The sequence below is a fragment of the Vagococcus zengguangii genome, assembly GCF_005145005.1.
Taxonomy (GTDB): domain Bacteria; phylum Bacillota; class Bacilli; order Lactobacillales; family Vagococcaceae; genus Vagococcus_A; species Vagococcus_A zengguangii.
The window spans coordinates 499,441-519,542 of record NZ_CP039712.1 but is presented as its reverse complement, the minus strand read 5'-3'; the positions used below and the strand labels follow the sequence as shown (position 1 = coordinate 519,542).

Annotated in this window: 15 protein-coding genes and 1 pseudogene; 10 read left to right on the top strand and 6 right to left on the bottom strand. The window is 36.7% G+C overall.

The window, feature by feature from the left end; genetic code table 11:
• The first annotated feature begins 20 nt into the window (after positions 1–20).
• Positions 21–1,226, top strand: coding sequence for an MFS transporter (locus FA707_RS02480; RefSeq protein ID WP_281277687.1), 1,206 nt, complete (start codon positions 21–23; stop codon positions 1,224–1,226).
• A gap of 24 nt (positions 1,227–1,250) precedes the next feature.
• Here the strand turns inward: FA707_RS02480 and FA707_RS02475 are convergent, their stop codons facing one another.
• Together FA707_RS02475 and FA707_RS02470 are read right to left on the bottom strand one after the other, a co-directional pair.
• Positions 1,251–2,759: a flavocytochrome c gene (locus tag FA707_RS02475; RefSeq protein ID WP_136954159.1), complete on the bottom strand. Its 1,509-nt coding sequence runs from the start codon at positions 2,757–2,759 to the stop codon at positions 1,251–1,253.
• A gap of 168 nt (positions 2,760–2,927) precedes the next feature.
• A complete protein-coding gene (locus FA707_RS02470; RefSeq protein WP_136952741.1) occupies positions 2,928–3,296 on the bottom strand; it encodes a PaaI family thioesterase in 369 nt (122 codons plus the stop codon).
• Between the two features lie 116 nt (positions 3,297–3,412).
• Between FA707_RS02470 and menB the strand changes: the two genes are divergently transcribed.
• From menB to menC, 6 genes are read left to right on the top strand one after another with little or no spacing between them, the layout of a single operon-like run.
• Positions 3,413–4,228 (top strand): 1,4-dihydroxy-2-naphthoyl-CoA synthase, encoded by an 816-nt coding sequence (menB, locus tag FA707_RS02465; RefSeq protein ID WP_136952740.1) that lies wholly within the window; start codon positions 3,413–3,415, stop codon positions 4,226–4,228.
• Between the two features lie 11 nt (positions 4,229–4,239).
• Positions 4,240–5,733: an o-succinylbenzoate--CoA ligase gene (locus tag FA707_RS02460; protein WP_136952739.1), complete on the top strand. Its 1,494-nt coding sequence runs from the start codon at positions 4,240–4,242 to the stop codon at positions 5,731–5,733.
• Positions 5,699–7,081: an isochorismate synthase gene (locus tag FA707_RS02455; RefSeq protein ID WP_136952738.1), complete on the top strand. Its 1,383-nt coding sequence runs from the start codon at positions 5,699–5,701 to the stop codon at positions 7,079–7,081. Before FA707_RS02460 ends, FA707_RS02455 begins: the two co-directional genes overlap by 35 nt.
• Positions 7,065–8,786, top strand: a complete 1,722-nt coding sequence (menD, locus tag FA707_RS02450; protein ID WP_136952737.1) for a 2-succinyl-5-enolpyruvyl-6-hydroxy-3-cyclohexene-1-carboxylic-acid synthase — start codon at positions 7,065–7,067, stop codon at positions 8,784–8,786. The genes FA707_RS02455 and menD overlap by 17 nt, the downstream gene beginning before the upstream one ends.
• Before the next feature lies 1 nt (position 8,787).
• Entirely contained in the window at positions 8,788–9,645 is an 858-nt protein-coding gene (gene menH / locus FA707_RS02445) for a 2-succinyl-6-hydroxy-2,4-cyclohexadiene-1-carboxylate synthase (protein WP_136952736.1), read from the top strand.
• Complete coding sequence (menC, locus tag FA707_RS02440) at positions 9,635–10,741, top strand: o-succinylbenzoate synthase (RefSeq protein ID WP_136952735.1); 1,107 nt, start codon at positions 9,635–9,637, stop codon at positions 10,739–10,741. The genes menH and menC overlap by 11 nt, the downstream gene beginning before the upstream one ends.
• A gap of 76 nt (positions 10,742–10,817) precedes the next feature.
• Here menC and FA707_RS02435 read toward each other — a convergent pair whose 3' ends face one another.
• Positions 10,818–11,018, bottom strand: coding sequence for a cold-shock protein (locus FA707_RS02435; protein WP_135253950.1), 201 nt, complete (start codon positions 11,016–11,018; stop codon positions 10,818–10,820).
• Positions 11,019–11,144: 126 nt separating this feature from the next.
• Complete coding sequence (locus tag FA707_RS02430) at positions 11,145–12,449, bottom strand: hypothetical protein (protein WP_136952734.1); 1,305 nt, start codon at positions 12,447–12,449, stop codon at positions 11,145–11,147.
• A gap of 151 nt (positions 12,450–12,600) precedes the next feature.
• Here FA707_RS02430 and FA707_RS02425 point away from each other — a divergent pair, with 151 nt between their 5' ends.
• The 3 genes and pseudogenes from FA707_RS02425 (at position 12,601) to FA707_RS02415 (ending at position 15,904) form a co-directional block, all read left to right on the top strand.
• On the top strand, positions 12,601–13,605 hold the full coding sequence (locus tag FA707_RS02425) for a DUF1002 domain-containing protein (RefSeq protein ID WP_136952733.1): 1,005 nt from the start codon (positions 12,601–12,603) through the stop codon (positions 13,603–13,605).
• Positions 13,606–13,709: 104 nt separating this feature from the next.
• Positions 13,710–15,115: pseudogene (locus tag FA707_RS02420) on the top strand (IS3 family transposase).
• Between the two features lie 183 nt (positions 15,116–15,298).
• A complete protein-coding gene (locus FA707_RS02415) occupies positions 15,299–15,904 on the top strand; it encodes a DsbA family oxidoreductase (protein WP_136952731.1) in 606 nt (201 codons plus the stop codon).
• Between the two features lie 122 nt (positions 15,905–16,026).
• Here the strand turns inward: FA707_RS02415 and FA707_RS02410 are convergent, their stop codons facing one another.
• Together FA707_RS02410 and FA707_RS02405 are read right to left on the bottom strand one after the other, a co-directional pair.
• On the bottom strand, positions 16,027–17,430 hold the full coding sequence (locus FA707_RS02410; protein ID WP_136952730.1) for a helix-turn-helix domain-containing protein: 1,404 nt from the start codon (positions 17,428–17,430) through the stop codon (positions 16,027–16,029).
• Between the two features lie 199 nt (positions 17,431–17,629).
• Positions 17,630–20,101, bottom strand: coding sequence for an L-type lectin family protein (locus FA707_RS02405; RefSeq protein WP_136952729.1), 2,472 nt, complete (start codon positions 20,099–20,101; stop codon positions 17,630–17,632).
• Between the last annotated feature and the right edge of the window lies 1 nt (position 20,102).

Below are 20,102 nucleotides of genomic sequence, written 5' to 3'. Positions count from 1 at the left end.
TAGAAGAAATAAAAAGGAATATGATGATGACACATTTATTACTCGCTATTATTTATTTGGCCTTTATTAGTTTAGGACTACCGGATTCTCTACTCGGATCAGCTTGGCCGACTATGTATCCTGAACTTGGCGTCCCAATCTCTTATGCTGGTATTCTCTCAATGATTATCGCCATCGGAACCATTATTTCTAGCCTACAAAGCGATCGTTTAACCAAACGCTTAGGGACTGGTAAAGTTACTGCCGTTAGTGTAGTGTTAACTGCCATTGCTTTACTTGGGTTTAACTTATCCGCAAACTTCTGGATGCTTTGCTTATGGGCAATTCCCTATGGACTAGGAGCTGGCAGTGTCGATGCTAGTTTGAATAATTATGTTGCGGTCAACTATGAAAGTCGCCATATGAGTTGGTTACATTGTATGTGGGGTGTGGGCGCAACAATTGGTCCTTACATTATGGGATATGCGCTAACTAGTCAACAAGACTGGCACAAAGGCTACCTGTATATTGGTCTCATACAAATTATTTTAAGTGCTTTGTTACTATGCTCTTTACCGCTTTGGAAACAAAAGAAGATAGCTGACTTCGCTCAAGAAGAAAACAACACAACTGTGACAACACACACACATACTGACCAACCCCTTGCAATTAAAGAAGTAATGAAAATCCCTGGTACTAAAGAAATCATGGGGTGTTTTTTCTGCTACTGTGCACTTGAACAAACGGCTTCTTTATGGTCTAGCAGTTACTTACAACTAGCACGAGGCATCTCTACTGAAAAAGCGGCTGAATTTGCTAGTCTATTTTTCATTGGGATTACCATTGGACGTGCAATCAGTGGTTTTCTCACCTTTCGAATGGATGATACCCAGATGATTCGTCTTGGTCAGTTTTTAATTTTGTTGGGCATTGCTTTCGTTTTATTACCACTTAGTTCCATATTAGCATTAGTTGGATTAATCATGATTGGCTTAGGTTGTGCGCCAATTTATCCATGTATCATTCATTCAACACCCCTTCATTTTGGTGAAGATAAGTCACAAATTATTATTGGGATTCAAATGGCTTTTGCCTATTTTGGTACCTGTATCATGCCACCACTTTTTGGCTTACTAGCAAACCACCTATCTGTTAAACTATTTCCCTATTATTTAGGCGTTATCTTACTGATGATGATACTCCTCCACGAACACTTATTAACTAAGACAAAAAAAGGTTGTGACTAGCATCACAACCTTTTACATTTAATATTATTTTTTCACATAAGCCGCTGATTGGTCACCAGCTTGTCGACCAAAAATAATGATATCAGCAACTGCATTACCACCAATACGATTTTTCCCGTGAATACCGCCTGTCACTTCCCCTGCAGCAAACATACCTGGAATCGCCTTACCCTCTTTATCTAATACTTCTGTCTTCGTATTAATTTTTAAACCACCCATTGTATGATGAATACCTGGTGCGATTTTAATTGCGTAGTAGTCTGGTTTTGATAAATCATGCTTCATACCAGTTTCGCGACCAAACGTTGTGTCTTTACCGTCAGAAACACTCTTGTTCCAATCAGCGACAGTAGCTTCCAGTGCACTAGCATCAACTTTGATTTTATCTGCCAGTTCCTTCACGGTATTGGCGCTTGTTGTTAATCCAGCTTCTTCGTAAAAATCAATCGCTGTCACACGTTCTTTCACACCACTATCAAAAATCAAATAAGCACTTGGTTGTTCTAACTCCAAAATAGCAGCCGACACATTATCACGTGTCTCCATTTCATTGACAAAACGTGTCCCTTGATCAGAAACTAAAATCGCTCCTTCTCCGCGAACCGCTTCGGTAATTAACATTGCCGTATCTTGTTCTACTGTTGGATGGATTTGGATTTCGGCCATGTCAACGACTTCAGCGCCATCGGCTTGTGCCATCTTAATACCATCACCTGTGCTTCCTTCTTGGTTAGTGGTCACAAATTTACCTAGTGACTCATTGTAGCTAGTCAACATATCGAAGTTAGCACCAAATCCACCTGTTGCGATAACAACCGCATCGGCTTTAATCTCTTTTTCTTCCTCATTATTCAATAAAACATCTACGCCTGAAACTTTGCCATCCGCCATCGTAATTTCTTTGACATCAGAATACGTATAAAGCGGAATCTCGCGTTCTTCAATATTTCGAAGTAAGCCCGACACTAAGTATTGTCCGACCGCTGAGCCATCAGCTGGGCGGTGTGTACGTTCAACACTCATTCCACCTGTTGTTGTAATATTACTTAAGGTAATCCCCATTGAATCCAACCAATCTATTGCTGAAGCAGAATGATCGACTAAATAATGAACAAGCGCTTCATCATTGGTTTCTTTTCCACCTTTCATCGTATCTTCGAAGAAGGTTTCATTTTTATCCACAATGCCTGCTTCTTTTTGAAACTTGGTTTCTGAAGCATTCATTCCAGCTGATGCTTTAATTGTATTACCACCTGCAACTGGCATTTTTTCAAAAATTACTGGCTCTAAGCCCTTTTCTTTCGCTTCGATTGCAGCAGCCATTCCACCACCACCAGCTCCGATAATTACCACATCGTATTCGTCTTTTAGCCCTTCGAAATTAGCACTGGCATTGGCTGATGCACCTGACGTCACCTCTGTTGATTCATCTGTTGAGCTGTTATCACTCGCCTTTTCTTTTTCTTGGTTACTACATGCCCCTAACAGTAGTACCGCTGACAAAGATAACATACTAATAAATTTTCTTTTCATCATGTTTTCCCCTTTAACATAAAATAACTTTTTTCTTCGAACAAGCGAATAATATCACAATACAAACAATAAATGAACCATTTTTTTAAAAAAATACAAAAAAAACGTGGTTGTCACCACGTCAAATAGCTCTTGTACTTCTGTTACACGTTAACTACCCACAAATCTTTATTTCATTGTTTTATTTATTAAGGTACAACGTCCCGTACTCGTTAATTGTTCACTTTGATAAATATCTGCTTGCCAGACTTGTGTTTGTTTCCCCACATGCAATGGCGACGCAATTACGCGTAATTCACCATTTGAGACGCTTTTCAAATGATTCACTTGTAAATCAAGTCCGACTGGTACAGTGACAGGTGGCTCAAGATATTCGAGTGCGCCTAAACTACACGCTGTTTCAATCAAAACACCATTCATGCCACCATGCATAATGCCAAATGGTTGTTTATGGAAATCTTCGATTAGCATTGCTAACTCTACTTGTTCTTTACTTTTTGAAATCACCTGAATATTTAAATACGATAACACGTCCATCTCAATACCTCCTAGCTATTAATTTGTAAAAAGTATAACATATTTAAAACAAATTTTAGCCATTTGCGTGTGTTTTTATGTATAATGAGAGTAATGAATTTGAGGAGGTCTCGTAAATGAGAAACTGGGTAACAATCAAAGAATACCAAGAAATTTTATTTGAACAAGAAGGTAAAGTAGCAAAAATTACGATTAATCGTCCAGAAGTACGCAACGCCTTTACGCCATTAACAGTAATGGAGATGATTGATGCATTTTCAATCGCTCGTGACGATATGTCAATTGGTTTAATAATTTTAACAGGTGCAGGGGACTTAGCCTTCTGTTCTGGTGGGGACCAAAAAGTTCGTGGCCATGGTGGTTACGTTGGTTCTGATAATATTCCTCGTCTAAATGTTTTAGACTTACAACGTTTAATCCGTGTGATTCCAAAACCTGTTATCGCGATGGTAAAAGGTTACTCAATCGGTGGCGGTAACGTCTTACAATTAGTCTGTGACTTAACAATTGCAGCAGATAATGCTATTTTTGGACAAACTGGTCCTAAAGTAGGTAGCTTCGACGGTGGTTATGGTTCTGGCTACTTAGCACGCGTTATTGGCCATAAGAAAGCTAAAGAAGTTTGGTTCATGTGTAAACAATATAACGCCAAAGAGGCGGAAGAAATGGGTTGGGTAAACACTGTTGTGCCACTAGCTGAAGTCGAAGATGTGACAATGGAATGGGCAGAACAAATCTTAACCATGAGCCCATTAGCATTACGTATGGTAAAAGCGTCAATGAACGCTGATACTGATGGACTAGCAGGTATCCAACAATTAGCTGGTGACGCAACGTTACTTTACTACACAATGGATGAAGCGAAAGAAGGTCGCGATTCATTTAAAGAAAAACGCCAACCTAATTTCGATCAATTTCCAAAATTCCCATAGGAGTGAATTAAATGTTACGTTTATTAACTGAAAAAATAAACGACATACCAACGCAACCTGCTCTCTACTGGAACAATCAAACGATTAGTTACGAAGAAGTCGGTCAAAAAGTGGCTAGGTGGATGGACTACCTAGCTGCTTTACTACCCACTTCTGAAAAAACAATTGGGCTTATGAGCCAAAATTCCGATGAAATGTATTACGTCATTTTAGCATTATGGTCGCTTGAAAAAGACATTTTGTTCCTAAATACTCATTTGAGTCAGGATGAACTGCTTTTTCAATTGCATGATGCTAAAGTGACGTTCGTTGTGTCTGAAGTTAAATTTCATACAACCCTATCATCGATTAGCCAGATTGTACTACTAGATAGCCGCTTGTTACCGTCTAAGAGTCAGCAGTCTGATCGTTTAGTTGAGGCAAATAATATCACCTCAATCATGTATACATCTGGTACGACAGGCAAGCCAAAAGGTGTCGTTCAACGTTTTAGTAATCATCAAGCAAACGTTAAATCAGCACAGCTAAATATGGGCTTAACTGCTAAAGACTGTTGGGCTTGTGCCGTACCACTTTTTCATATTAGTGGCCTGTCCATTGTCTTGCGTCAACTTATCACAGGGTGCAGCATTAGCCTCTATCCAAAATTTGATGCTGAACAATTGACTACAGATATTGTGAACGAACGCGTTACAATTGCCTCAGTCGTGACTTACATGTTAGAAAAAATGATAACGCACGTTCCAACAGATGCCCACTATCCTCCTACTTTTAAGACCTTTTTATCAGGAGGCGGTCCTGTTGCAAAAGAAACATTGTTAACGTGTCGTGAACTCGAACTACCGGTCATTCAATCTTATGGCATGACCGAAACATGCTCACAAGTGGTCGCCCTTTCTGCCAACGATGCCTTGAAAAAAATTGGGGCTAGTGGCTTACCCCTTCATGGTATGTCTCTAAGGATTGTGGATGAAAATAACCAACGATTACCAGCCAAGCAAACAGGTGAAATTCAATTAAAAGGCCCACAAGTCATTACGCATTACTTAAATGAAACAGCTAGTCATTTAGCCAAATGGACGAGCGACGGTTGGTTTAGAACCGGTGACTTAGGATACTTAGATGAGGAAGGCTACTTATTTGTCGTTAGTCGTTTGAGCGAATTAATTATTTCAGGTGGAGAAAATATCTATCCCGCTGAAGTCGAGGCTGTCTTAAAGCAACATCCCGCCCTCACTGAAGTCGCAGTCGTTGGTGAATCAGATGATAGATGGGGACAAATTCCCGTTGCCTATGTAGTAGCAAACCACTCTGTAAAGGTTGAAGATTTGCAACAATTTGCTAGCAGTAAATTAGCCAAATACAAGCAACCAAAGAAAGTTTATTTATGCGATGCATTGCCTAAAACCGCTAGTGGTAAATTAGCTAAGCATCGTTTATTAACCAAAGAAAGAGACGTGTTTATCCGACATGATGATACCAAGTCAATTATTAACAACTCCTAAACATGATTATTATAGTTGGGTCATGCCGCTTGATTGCACTGACTCACCGTTAACTTTTTACAAAAAAATCACTAACGATCAGCTAAAACCTAACATGTACTGGGAAACACCTGATCAAACCACTCAATTTTGTGCTTGGGGGGCTGAAATGTTGCTAAGCGAAGCTCAGGCTAGTCTCACAAAAATTAAGCAGCTTCCAACCAATAGCAGTATCTTTGAAGGATCAGACCTTGATCAAAAAATTGAAGCGACTGGTTGCTTGCTAGTTGGTGGTTTTTCTTTTGACCAAGCAGACTGTCAACCGGCTGATACTTGGGGAGAATTGGCACAAGGCTACTTCTTCATACCAACCTTTATCATAACTAATCATGAAGAGCAAACTTATTTAACAATTAACATCAAACATGATGACCATACATCATTAGCAGACGCTTGGCAGCAACGTATCGCATCATTTGAACACCTTGTCGCACAAGTACTTACGGACTCTCCTGTTGTTACACAAGTTGAAACTGAAGAAGTCGCAACGCAAGCTTGGGTTAGTTTAGTTGAAGAAACCGTCAATGAAATCAAAACACAGCCTGCCCTAACTAAAGTGGTACTAGCTCGTGAAACAGCTGTCGAACAAGACCAAGTATTTGAACCCGCTCAAATTGTGGCACGTTTAAAACAACAGCAAGCGGCTACTTATTTCTTTAGCTTGAGTTCTGGTGAGCACACCTTTATTGGCGCTACCCCGGAACGTTTATTAAAGGCAACCGCCAAGCAATTAGTGACAGCTAGCATTGCGGGTTCTACCCCACGAGGTACTACCGAATTAGAAGATCAACAACTAGGTGAGGCGTTATTGAATGATCAAAAAAATCGCAAAGAACATCTCATTGTCGTGCAACGTATTATTAAAGATTTAGAAAACATCACACAAACGGAGATTCACGCTCATGAGCCCGTCTTACTTAAAAATCGTGACATTCAACATTTACACTTACCGATTATCGCGCAGCGCTCAGAGGCAACTCGTTTCTTAGATGTCGTTGAACAACTTCACCCAACACCTGCTTTAGGTGGTGAACCCAAGGCGTTAGCGCTAGAATGGCTTCGTAAAAATGAACCTCTAAATCGCGGATTATACGGCGCGCCGATTGGTTGGTATCAACCAACGACTGATCAAGGGGAGTTTGCGGTAGGCATTCGTTCAGGTGTCTTCCATGGTGAAACCGGACGATTATTTGCTGGATGTGGTATTGTCGCCGACTCACAAGCTGAACTTGAACGAATCGAAACAAAAGTAAAATTTAGACCGATGTTAAGAGGAATTGGAGGACAACTAGATGACACATCAAAGTGACATAACAGATTATTTGCAATCATTTATTGAAGGTTTAGTTGTTGGCAACGTCAACTACGCTGTGATAAGCCCCGGTTCACGTTCAACCCCTCTTTCCTTACTACTCCACCGTGAGCCTAATATCAAAACGTTCGTGGAAGTGGATGAACGTTCAGCAGCCTTTTTTGCACTAGGATTAGCCAAAGCAACCTTGAAACCTGTTGTTCTTGTTTGTACATCTGGAACAGCCGCTGCCAACTACTTTCCAGCTATTTGTGAAGCACAAGCTAGCGGTGTCCCACTCATTGTATTAACGACAGACCGCCCACACGAATTACGTCAAGTTGCGGCTTCACAAACGATGGACCAACTGAATTTGTTCAATCAACAAGTGAAATTTTTTGCTGAAATGGCATTACCTGAAGCAACTGACACAATGCGTCAGTATGCCTTTTGGCAAGGACGTCGTATGCCTGAAATTGCGACGCAAATACCAAGTGGACCTGTTCATTTGAACTTCCCATTACGCGAACCGTTGTTACCTGATTTATCACCGAAAAAACAACATCATCCGCATTATATCAGTCACTTAAAAGGGCAGATGCAACTTGATGATAACGACTTAAAATACTTAGCCGATATGCTCAATCGACAAGCTGGCGTCTTTGTTTTAGGCGGAGGATTGACTGTTGAAGAAACCGCACTTTGGGTTAAATTAGCCATCAAACTAAACTGGCCTATAATGGGTGACCCGTTATCTAATTTAGATAACTGTGGCATCCAATCTGACTTGATTATGTCACAGGCAGATTTATTCATTAGTGAATTAACTGATGAAAAGCCAACCTCCGTGTTTCGAGTAGGGCGCTTACCGGTTTCTAAAAATATCATGTTGTGGTTAAAAGGCTTGTCAATTGAAGACACCATCGTGATTGAAGTCGATGAGAAAGGCTATTGGGAAGATTCGTTGCGTCAAGGTCGCTTAATGATTACAAGCAACTCGCGCACGTTGGTGAAACAATTACTTACTAGTTCTTATCCGTCAGAAGCAGCAATGGATTTTTGGACTAATAGATGGATTAACGCTCAAAAGCAAACGCAAAAAATTGTCAAAGAGCACCTTCAGTCAATTGATTTATCTGAAATAACTGCTAGTCGTCTGGTGCACGAAACCATGCCGAAAGATGGAAACTTATTCTTATCAAATAGTATGGCGATTCGTCATGTTGAGCGTTTTAGCCAACCTACCAAAAAAGCCTTCAACGTCTATGGTAATCGTGGGGTTAATGGCATTGATGGCATTATTTCAACCGCACTAGGTATTTGTGCAGCCAATCCTGATAAGCAAAATGTCTTGTTAATTGGCGATTTAGCCACTTATCATGATATGAACGGCTTACAGTTGGCAAAAGCTTATCAATTATCTTTAACAATTGTACTTTTAAATAATAACGGTGGGGGGATTTTCTCTTATTTATCACAAAATCAATTAGAAGCAAGTGACTTTGAACCATTATTTGGCACCCCGCTTGAAATGGACTTTAGCTTAGTGGCACAACTTTACGGGGCTGACTACTATTTGGCCGATTCACTAGACGGATTGAAAAAACGATTAATGAGTACTCAACATTCACCTCACTTCCAAATAATTGAAGTGCAAGATAATCGCGAACGTAACGTCCAATTACTCGACGACATCATGCAAGCTATCAAAGGAAGTCTATAATATGAAACAATTAATTAACGGGGTAGCCTATCATTACGAATGGCTAGCCCCTTTCGTTAAAAATCAACCAACTCTGGTCTGTTTGCATGGCTTTACAGGTACGAGTGAAACATTCCGTTTTTTAGTCGATGAAAATGACAATGCACCCAATATAACCACACCGACTTATAACTATTTACTCGTTGACATTCTCGGACACGGTCAATCAAGCGTCTTTGTTCATCCTTACCGTTACCAGTTTGAGCAAGTTTTGAATGATTTAATTCAATTATTAGAGTGTTTATCCTTGCAACGCGTCAGTTTGCTCGGTTATTCAATGGGCGCTCGTTTAGCGCTTGGATTAGCCACGCTAATGCCGGCACGGTTTGAACACATCATTTTAGAAAGTGGTTCACCTGGTTTAAAAACTGAGGAAGAACGCAAGGCGCGCAAAATAAGCGACCAACGTTTAGCTGGCCGCTTAATCAATCAACCTTTAACTGACTTTGTCGACTTTTGGCAAAATATTCCATTGTTTAATACTCAAAAACAACTATCACTTGACGTGCAACAAGCTGTGCGTAATGAACGATTAACCCAGCAAAAGGTTGGTTTAGCGTGTAGCTTGCAGTATATGGGAACTGGACGACAACCTTCTTACTGGGACACCTTAGCCAACTTAACTGAACCAAACATTCACTTAATTGTCGGAGAGCTCGATAATAAATTTGTTAAAATCGCTAGTGAGATGAAACGTATCCAACCACAACTACAGGTGACGACTGTGGCAAACACTGGTCATTGTGTGCACCTTGAACGACCAGAAATTTTCAAAAAAATCATTCATCATATACTCTTGGAGGTACCTCATGCAAATTAAACAAATTGATTGGTATCAACTGGCGCTTCCTTTAAAAGCACCTTTCAAAACAAGTTACGGGGAATTAAAAGAAAAAGCCTTTGATTTGATTGTACTAACCGATGAACTTGGCACGCAAGGCTACGGCGAATTAGTCACACTCGCGACGCCGGAATATACATACGAGTCTCTTGCCAGTTCTCGCTTAATCGCTCAACAGTTTTTAGTCCCTCTACTAAAAAAGACTACACTTAGTCATCCAAGCGAGGTGTATGAATTATTCAGCTCGATTAAAGGAAACGAGATGGCAAAAGCGTGTTTGGAAACGGCGGTTTGGGATTTATATGCTCGTCGTACTAATCAAAACTTAGGAACGTTAATGCCTGAAGCTTTACATAATGAAGTAGCAGTTGGGGTGAGTATTGGAATTATCGAAGATATGACACAACTCGTACAGACAGTGGCGAATTTCATTGCAGAAGGTTATACAAGGGTTAAACTAAAAATTAAGCCTGGTTACGACATGATTCCAGTCAAAACATTACGTCAGCATTTCCCAGATTTAAAGCTAATGGTCGATGCAAACTCTGCCTACTCTCTAAGCGATAGTCAACATTTGAAACAACTTGATGCTTATCAATTAGAAATGATTGAGCAACCTTTTGCCGATAATGATTTTCTCGACCACGCGACCTTACAGCAAGAATTAGCCACGACTATTTGTTTAGATGAAAACATTAAGAGCCTCAAGGATGTTGAATTATCGCACCAATTGCATAGTTGTCGTGCGATAAATTTAAAAATACCTCGAGTTGGGGGATTAATGGAAGCCTTTAAAATTTTAGACTATTGCCGTAAGCACGATCTACTTGTCTGGTTAGGTGGCATGTATGAATCAGGAGTTGGCAGAGCCTTAAACTTACAATTTGCTGCTCAAATGAGTTTAACATTTCCTGGTGATATATCAGCTTCTGATCGTTATTTTTATGAAGACGTCATCACCCAGCCATTCAAAATTAGTAACGGTAAAATACTACGCCCCACAGCAGCTGGTAGTGGCGTTCAATTAAATCATGAGGTTATCACACGTCATTTAATTGACCATCAATGTTTATAAAATACAAAAAACCGTTCAATCCTCAATGAGAATTGAACGGTTTTATTATTCATTAATTTAATTTTAAAGTTTAAAATTAAGCTTTAACGATGTTTACGGCTTGAGGTCCGCGATCTGATGATTCAACATCAAATGTTACTGCTTGACCTTCTTCAAGAGATTTGAATCCTTCGCCTTGAATAGCTGAGAAGTGAGCAAATACGTCTTGACCGTTGCTTTGAGTGATAAACCCAAAACCTTTTTCAGCGTTAAACCATTTAACTGTACCAGTTTCCATAATGAAATTACCTCCTATAAATTATTGTAAAATCTAAAATTCATTAAGAGATAACATCGAAAACATTGGCTCCATGACTTTTAAAAAATATTACTTATTTATAATAACACATAATTAAACGATAAGCTAGCCTTTATTAATATTTTCCAAAAATTCTTTTAAAACAGTCGCTTGTTCCGCCTGATCAATATGTTGCCATAAGTCCAACAGTTGCTTAGTGGCGGGCTTAACTGATGGCTTTTTATTAGTTTTGGAATGAACCACTAGCGTTTGATTGGTCTGCTCTTTTTTTGATTCTTTCACCAATTTCGTAGTAGTCGTCTCAGGTTTGGCTACTTTTTTGACTGGTTCCTTAACACGCAACGCTCGTAATAACCCGTTACGATAAACTTTTGGAATACCTAAAAAGAAATTTTCTTTGAACTGATATTTCTTAAATTTTGCATACATCATCCAATATAAGTCAAGATCCATAATCAGACGTTGATTCTTTTCTAAATAACTCTTAAACAACACTAATCCCGTCTCATCATTGGCTTGTTCGATTTGTTTTAGTAAATGTAATAATTCAATAAAATCATGACCCTCTAGCGCGACTTTTCTACCTTTTTTAGTTGAATCAAGTGTGGGCTCAAACGTGAATTTACGGTTAAAAAAGTAATCTGGTTTGAAATAACCTTGCTTCATGTCACCTGTTAAGTCACGAAAATACGCTTCAAACACCTCTTGATTTGCCACGAAATTACGCTCATTGGTATCAAAGACTTGCTTGTTAACTTTCGCAATTTCATCTAGGAGTGCGCGATAATCAGCAATAAAAATCGGCATCTTAATTTCTCGAAACTCTAACACACGTTGCGCTAGACGTTGATTAAAATGCACCGGTCGTTTCAACGTATTATTGCGATACAAAGCGAAGGCATATTTTTTCCACAAATCCTCTGGAAAGGTATAACCACGATCTTTCAGCCACAACAACTCATCTAAGGCAAGGTCGATGTGATTAACACCTGTTTTAATTTCATTTGCAACAACTTGCGAAATCCCCAAATGATCAGCAAAATGAGAAATACCTAGTTTAATTTTCTTTTTACTTTTGGTTGATTTCAAGACAAATTGATATTTCAATGCCTTCCCACAATCACAAAACAAGTGATAGCTCTTTTCTTTACGGTCATAGGACCAATCCGTGTTGACTGTTTCAAAGACCCACTCGGAATCATTTAAATAATTATTTTTCAGAAATAGCGAGCGAATTTTAAATTTACGATGTTTATTTAAAAGGGCTTGCTGTTCTGACGTCAACGTACGATAAACTTCTGTACGTTTCTTAACCGATAAAGCGGTGGCGGTGGTACTTTGCATTGGATAATGGCGTAACTGATACGTTTGTGGGTACCAATTTGCATACATCTCTAAATAATTATCCATTATTCTCCCCTACTCTCTAAATACTAACCTATATATTATAACTAAAAATGGCTTCATTTGCTTAGTTTAAATTTTAGGATTTTTTTAAGATACAGATGATATTTTTGATTTAAAACGGACTTGACGTATAATAAACGCAGGAGGTATCACTATGAAATTAACTAAACAATTATTTGCCACAACGACCATTATTGCGAGTTTCCTGGCATCCAACATCGCTTTAGCTAGTGACACAAGCTCAGCTCAAGCAAAAAATGAAGGCTGGAACGTGCCAAACGTCGCCCTAGGAAATGGCCTAACTAATGAAGAACAGCAAAGTACTTTAACCTTATTAGGAATCAATAAAGATTCATCTTATAACTCATTTATCGTAAATGGGGATGACTTAGTAAAATATGTAACGGATGTTCCAGAATTCACGAGCGCTTCAAAAGCCTATAGTAGTGCCTATATCGTCAGAACAAACGACGGTGATGGTGTGAATGTCGAAATCGTGACACCCAAAAATATTACCGCGCGTACCGAAGCAAACTATCGTAATGCTGCCATTACATCAGGTATTTTTGACGCTGATATTAAAATCGCAAGTGTCCGCGTTATGGACGGAAGTGGTGCATTGGCAGGCATTTACAAAATTTACGATGAAGTTGATCCTGCAACCACTGAAGAAGAACAACATGAGCGCGACCAAAATCGTGAAGTTGCTCAACAAGAAAGTTCCGTGACAGCTGATATCACTAATAGTAATAGCGGTAACGACCAATTCTCAGATGAAAATCTAGCTGTTGCAATGGCCGATATTAAATTAGAGTTGCAAAAAATCAATGACAAATTAGATAAAATGTCAGCTGACCAAGCTAAAGAAAAAATCACCACGATTGTGGATAAAGAATTGGCTAACCAGCAACTAGAGAACTTCGTGACACCAGAACAAAAAGAAAAAATCATTGAGACAATGATTGCGTTCCAAAATTCGCCATCGATTGATAACGAACAGTTAAAAGAACAATTAAACAACTTAAAAGATGATATCATGGATAACGGGAAAGAATTTTTAAACAACGCTAAAGATAAATTATCAAGTGAAGAAACACAAGGTTTCCTAACAAACTTATGGAATAAAATTAGCAACTTCTTTGGTACTCTATTCAGTTAAACTTATCCATTGTAACCATAAATTTAAACACAAGTTAGTTATGAGGCTAATGTACTGCCCCAAAAAAGTTAGACCAAAAAATCTAACTTTTGGGGGTATTTTTTATGGTGAAATATGATGAAGAATTTAAAATGAAAGTAGTTATAGATTATTTAAAAAGCTATGGTGGTTATCAATATTTAGCTAATAAGTACCAAATTAAAAATAAATCTCAAGTTGAGCATTGGATACGTACTTATAAGGAATTTGGTGAGTCTGGACTACGTCGTAGTCAAATAAATAAAAGTTATTCTGTTCAATTTAAGTTAGATGCGATAGAGTTATATGAAACAAGCGGAAAATCCTATCGTGAAATTAGCAACGGTTTAGGAATAACAAACTATTCTCTTTTAGCTGGATGGGTAAAAAAGTTCAGAGAGAATGGCATTCAAGGACTTTCCAGTAAGAAAGGTCGACCAACTAATATGCCTAAAAAAACTAACAAATCAGCAGCATACCCAGCTAATCAAACAGATCAAGAGCGGATTGAAGAATTAGAAAAACGAGTTCGCTCATTAGAAATACAGAATGCCTATTTAAAGGAATTGAGGAAGCTAAGAAAAATGGAAGCCCAACAACAAATGAAACACTTGCGAAAATCATCCATAGCCTCCGAGGACAATTCAAATTAGTTGAGCTTCTAACAGAGTTAGAATTCCCAAAAGCTACTTATATGTATTGGCAAAAACGTTTTGAAATGGATAATCCAAAGAAAGAATTAGAGGAAGAAATTACCAGTATTTTTTATGAACATGAAGAACGATATGGTTATAGACGTATTACCAACGAACTTAAAACTCGAGGAAGAACGGTTAACCATAAAAAAGTTTTGAGAATTATGAAGAAATTAGGATTGAAAGTCATTAAGTTTATGCGTAAGTCTCGTAAATATAGCTCATATAAAGGTAAAGTAGGGCTAATAGCAAAAAATAGAATTCACAGAAAATTCTATACGTCTATCCCTCATCAAAAAATCACAACTGATACAACGGAATTCAAATACTATGAAAAAAATAATGGGATTTTAACCGTTAAAAAACTCTACTTAGATCCCTACTTAGACATGTTCAATAGCGAAATTATTTCTTACGCTATTTCTAATCACCCGAACGCAAAATCGATTGAGCAAGCTCAATTAGCAGCTATTGAACGAACAAGCGATTGTCCCTATCGTCGAACTTTCCATTCTGATCAAGGATGGGCTTATCAAATGAAAAATTATTCTAAATGTCTAAAGGATAATAAAATATTCCAAAGTATGTCCCGTAAGGGAAACTGTTTAGACAATTCTCTAATGGAAAATTTCTTTGGGTTATTAAAGCAAGAAATGTATTATGGTAAAGTCTTTCATAGTTTTGAAGAATTAAAAGAGGCAATAGAAAAATGGATTCACTACTACAATCATAAGAGAATTAAAGTGAAATTAGATGGTTTAAGCCCAGTGGCTTATCGACTAAAATTAGCTGCATAAAATAAAAAATCGGAGCAGATTTCTCTACTCCGAATAAAGTCTAACTTTTGGGGTTCACTACATAACTTGTGTTTTTTCTTATAAACTATATGAACAAAAACTTACATTAAGTAAGCATACCACTTGCTTAAATAACCTATCTATTTTATAGTTATCTTATACTAATTATATGGAGGTTTTTTGATGAGTAACTTAGAGATTCATATCGACTTTGCCTGCCCTTTTTCATACCTTGGTGGGGAAAAATACTTACAGTTTTTAGAAAAAAATAACCAACCACTTGATAACTTCCGTTTTAGAAGTTTCCAACTACAACCAAACGATGCCAATACTCATCCAAACTATGTTGAAAACCGTCTAAAAAGTTCAAATTTCAATTCCAAAGAAGAATATATTGCGTTCTTCAACGACGGAATTGGTCGTGCTGCCAATGAATTAGGCTTACATTATGACGTGGAACATATTATTTCAACTAATTCCATTAATGCTCATATTGGCTTCCAATTTGCGATTGAACAAGGCAAACAAGCTGAGTATTTCCGCGCGGTGATGGCAGGACACTGGGAACATGGCAAAGATTATTTTGACATCAACTATATCGAAAGTGTTTTAACTGACTTAGGTTTAGATCTTGAGTTATTCCATCAAAACTTTGAGCAATACAAACAAGCTGTCTTAGCAGATATTCATTTAGCTGGAAAACGTGGTATTCACTCAGTTCCAACTTTCTATAAAGACCGAGTATTGTTAAATGGTACAGGTAGTGACGAGATATTTAAAACATTTTAATAACTAGCATTACTTAGACAAAACATATTAAAGTATTGTAATAAACTTTTTAGCCCCCTACAATTGGTGAATTATTTATCATTGAATTGTAGAGGGCTTTTTATCTATAAGAATAGCTATCTTTATAATAAGTTTTCTATTGTTTGAATAAATTCAAAAATTTCGACTTTATTAGGTATTTGAGACAAACAAACTGTTGGAATATCTTTTGCACCAAACGTTTGTCCATCAGTAACAATCACATCTGGTTTTTGAGATATTCTCTTAACAAAAAGAGGTTCAAAATCTGCTGATTTCTTAATCATTTGTTCGATTGTTTCTATAACTGCTTCACCATTACGATTAATTACCAATATTTTTATTTGCTTTTTAGTCTGAAACAGAAATGGCTGTATGATGATATAAAGTTGCTTTAAAGAAAGATGTTTTTCAAATTGATAGTCACCTATTTGTTTCTTAAATAGCTCATAATCCCTTGAAATTGCCTCACTCAATTTAAAATCTACGATACTATTAAACACTTCTCTTTTTCTAATGGCAAAATAACAATTTAAATAAAAAGAAAAGAGTTGATTTGTATTTAGTTGAATATCAAATTTTTCATATATATATACATATATATCATTCGTAATTTGAATATATTTATTCTCAGCAAAAGGAAAGATGCCTATGGTTTCACTATCAAAAGTAACATAGCTATAAGTATTTTCCACATTCAAGAAGAAATATAAAAAATCTAATTCTTGATTCAAGTCACTCTCAGGTATTTGTTCCTTGATAGAAGTAGTATTAAACATCTCAATAAATTGATCCTTACTATGAATCAACTGAATAATCGAAAAATCATGACGATTATCTGGATTAATCGGATAGTTTTTTGCTCGATTTAATGTAATTAATAGCATTATTTTAACCGACGCAAGCTCTCCTTCTCTACTAGATAAGGGTGCTTTGTAGAATGGCTCGAAAATCAATTTTTCACATTCTGAACTAATAGAAACAGGGTAATCTAATAACATAAAAATATAGTAATATATATAACGAATTGTGGTTTCATCACCATCTAAACGATAAAGATGTTGTTTAGTTTTGACAATCTTCAAATTGAAAGATAACATAGTCTCTTGAAACGTGTGCCACTTCCTGTAAATGGTTGATAAAGTCATTCTGTTTCCTTTAGCATCAGATTCCAATATAATATCTTCCTCTAAATACATCTTAATTAACCATTGACATGCTAAGGTATTAGACAAATAAAACTTAAAATAATTATACGGATTGTATTCCAAAGACTTATGATATGTTCGATTCTTTATTTGGAGGGCTTTATGCAACTCGTTCGTTTCACCATATATCGCCTTGCTATCTTCCTTAATTTGTTCTGTCAAATTACGTATTTTTTTTAAACTTAACCCTGTAGTCTCAGCAACTTCTTCCTCCGTTATATAATTGTATCCTTTTTGTTGTATAAACTTAATTATTAAATACTTTTCCTGATCTCTTTTACTTAACAATTTGTCAATCATTCGTTTCACCTTAACCTTTTTATATTCATTTTATTAATATGAGATATTATTTTTATATAAATATTTAACTAAACTAAATTCTAACACAAATATATTAAACAACCATTTATTATATTTTTAATAACAATAATTTTTAAAAAATTATCAAAAAAATCTAAACAAAAATATTTTGTTTAGATTTTCTTTTATCTTTGCATATTTAAGGAACAGTATCTAATGACCAATGTAACACTGCTTCATACGTTCCTTTAGTTAGTTCAGTATTACTCTTTATATAAAAACCATCTTGATTATTTTGTGGTAAAATTATCCCTAACTCTTCTTCACCTACTAATTGATTTTCAAGTACCGATTGAGAAGTGCTACTGTTAATTAATTTAACCGTACTTCCCATATGATAACTAAAGAAATTATCTGGCGTTATTTGTTCTTTGCCCTCAGCTAACGTTTTGGAAAAATTTTTTTCTAATTGTACATTCAAATTCCATTTAGCTTTTGTGATGCGAGAGTCTATTACTTCTACGTCACCGATATTTACTAAATAGTTTTTATTACCGATTTCAACCTTACCGTACTCAAACGTACTTGGAACATTTAAATTAAAAATACCATCTATTGTAAACGTTCCTAAATCAGCCACTTTTGAACGATGCCCTTCGTTATCTTCTGCATAAAAAGTTGCATGGTAATTTCCTCGGGTATAATCCTCGGGTATTGTGTAATTAAAAGCAATTGATGTATTTTGTCCCATCTCAATCTCTTGACTCTCTAATTTAAAGACTTCAACGTCATCTAAAAGTAAATGATACGTTAGTTGATTGCTATCCATATCGATTAATTGACCCGATATATTTACCGTTTGACCACGATTAAAAATTTTACCCTCTAACGTGTCCATGTTAACAATGAACGGGGGACTTTTCTTAGATAGATTAACAATTGAACTAGTACTATTTCCCGATTGAGGGGCTAAAATTGCTTCTAAACTAAAAGAGCCAAAAGGTATTTCAGTCGTTCGGTCGTCATTACTATAGATGTATTTTGCAATATCTACATTCCAATCACCCGTTGTTCCACTAATATCGGCTTCTTCAACTATGATATCCGCTTGTCCTTCCTGTTTGATTTTTAATGTTTGCTTTCCACCATTACCTGATTCTTCTCCCCAATTTACGTGAACATTAATTGGCTCTTGTTCTTCAGTATAAGGAGTGTAATACATAACATCACCCTCTTTTGGTGTCACGATATTTATCCATAAATCAGCAATATCTACAATAAAAGAGGTGCTTTTGATGTCATTATATAAGGCATTATCTCCTTGAAAATTAAAAGTAAAGAATTGGTCTTCGTATTTCTTATCATTTTTAGCCTTAACTTTAAAGACAACTTCACTATCTGTTTGCGTATTGCCATCATTAGACCCTAGTTTTGCTATCGTGGGCGAAGTAAAATTACCTCTAGACCAAACTTTTGAATCGTCCAATTTTTCTCCATCTAGTGTTGTAGTATCCGCCACTAATTCTAAAGAATCAGGCAACTCGGTCGATATCACTAAATTCTGCCAATTTTGATTTCCACCTATCCAGTTTGCTTTAGCTTTGACTGTAACCTCTTCTCCTCCTTGAATTGTTTGACCTTCTGAAATTGGTTTACCGACTTCATCTAGGAGCGTAACGGTAGTATCAGCATTTACTAAATTAGGAACTTGTTCAAACCAAACTTTTTGAGTAGAAGTTAATTTATCATTACTAGGTCCTGTAGAAGCCGTAAAGCCCCAGTAGGCTCTACTATTTGATGTATTTGCAACATGATACATAAACATATTTTTATCTACCGTTTGCATCGGTAAATCATTGATTTTATATGATAAATTTCCACCACTGTATATAACTTCAAAACGATTGTAACGACCATTTGATAATTCATTATTATAATAAAATTGCGTATTATAATGGTTAACAGCCAATTGCCATTTCCCTACAATTAATCCTCCATCCCAATAGGCTTCATAGGTTGGTACATTGGGTTTACTTAGCCCTGCGTCAACCCCTCCATTTGGATATACAACTGCTGAATGGGGTAATTTAGTGTTACTACTTTTCCCTAGCTTTTTATCCATATAGTTATCATTATTGTATGTAACTCCTGAATTATTAGGATGATTAAAATAATTATCAAATTCAATGCCAATCGAATTTGGAATCCCAGGTTCTTTAGAACTTCCAGCTAGGTTGGTATCCATTTTGCTTCCTCTCAATGCGCCTAATGACCCTCCAGGATATGTGAACCAAACAGGATTCTTACCATCTTCTACCCCTTGTATAACAAATACCATTCCATCTGCAGCAGTTGCATCCGTCTTATCTATAGATTCTTGACTAATGTGTGCGATCATATGAAAATCTTTACTTAGATCAATTTCATAACCCGGTTTACACCACAGTGCTCCCACTTGATAGTTTCCACTATTCGTTAATACCGCTTCATTATTTTCTACAAACGCTGCATTTGTTTTACCTGATATCGTTGGTATATCAAAAACCGAATCAATATCGACTTTTTCAATAGCTTTTTCTTCTGCTGCATTATTAGTTAAGGGATTAAAACACAAACCCACTAATGAAATAGCAATGCCCTGAATGATAGGTTTAACAAATTTTTTTTTCATT

Excerpts from the sequence above, each read along its gene's own strand:
- FA707_RS02480 (WP_281277687.1), top strand. The coding sequence starts at position 21 with ATGATGATGACACATTTATTACTCGCTATTATTTATTTGGCCTTTATT.
- FA707_RS02475 (WP_136954159.1), bottom strand. The coding sequence starts at position 2,759 with ATGAAAAGAAAATTTATTAGTATGTTATCTTTGTCAGCGGTACTACTG.
- FA707_RS02470 (WP_136952741.1), bottom strand. The coding sequence starts at position 3,296 with ATGGACGTGTTATCGTATTTAAATATTCAGGTGATTTCAAAAAGTAAA.
- menB (WP_136952740.1), top strand. The coding sequence starts at position 3,413 with ATGAGAAACTGGGTAACAATCAAAGAATACCAAGAAATTTTATTTGAA.
- FA707_RS02460 (WP_136952739.1), top strand. The coding sequence starts at position 4,240 with ATGTTACGTTTATTAACTGAAAAAATAAACGACATACCAACGCAACCT.
- FA707_RS02455 (WP_136952738.1), top strand. The coding sequence starts at position 5,699 with ATGATGATACCAAGTCAATTATTAACAACTCCTAAACATGATTATTAT.
- menD (WP_136952737.1), top strand. The coding sequence starts at position 7,065 with ATGACACATCAAAGTGACATAACAGATTATTTGCAATCATTTATTGAA.
- menH (WP_136952736.1), top strand. The coding sequence starts at position 8,788 with ATGAAACAATTAATTAACGGGGTAGCCTATCATTACGAATGGCTAGCC.
- menC (WP_136952735.1), top strand. The coding sequence starts at position 9,635 with ATGCAAATTAAACAAATTGATTGGTATCAACTGGCGCTTCCTTTAAAA.
- FA707_RS02435 (WP_135253950.1), bottom strand. The coding sequence starts at position 11,018 with ATGGAAACTGGTACAGTTAAATGGTTTAACGCTGAAAAAGGTTTTGGG.
- FA707_RS02430 (WP_136952734.1), bottom strand. The coding sequence starts at position 12,449 with ATGGATAATTATTTAGAGATGTATGCAAATTGGTACCCACAAACGTAT.
- FA707_RS02425 (WP_136952733.1), top strand. The coding sequence starts at position 12,601 with ATGAAATTAACTAAACAATTATTTGCCACAACGACCATTATTGCGAGT.
- FA707_RS02415 (WP_136952731.1), top strand. The coding sequence starts at position 15,299 with ATGAGTAACTTAGAGATTCATATCGACTTTGCCTGCCCTTTTTCATAC.
- FA707_RS02410 (WP_136952730.1), bottom strand. The coding sequence starts at position 17,430 with ATGATTGACAAATTGTTAAGTAAAAGAGATCAGGAAAAGTATTTAATA.
- FA707_RS02405 (WP_136952729.1), bottom strand. The coding sequence starts at position 20,101 with ATGAAAAAAAAATTTGTTAAACCTATCATTCAGGGCATTGCTATTTCA.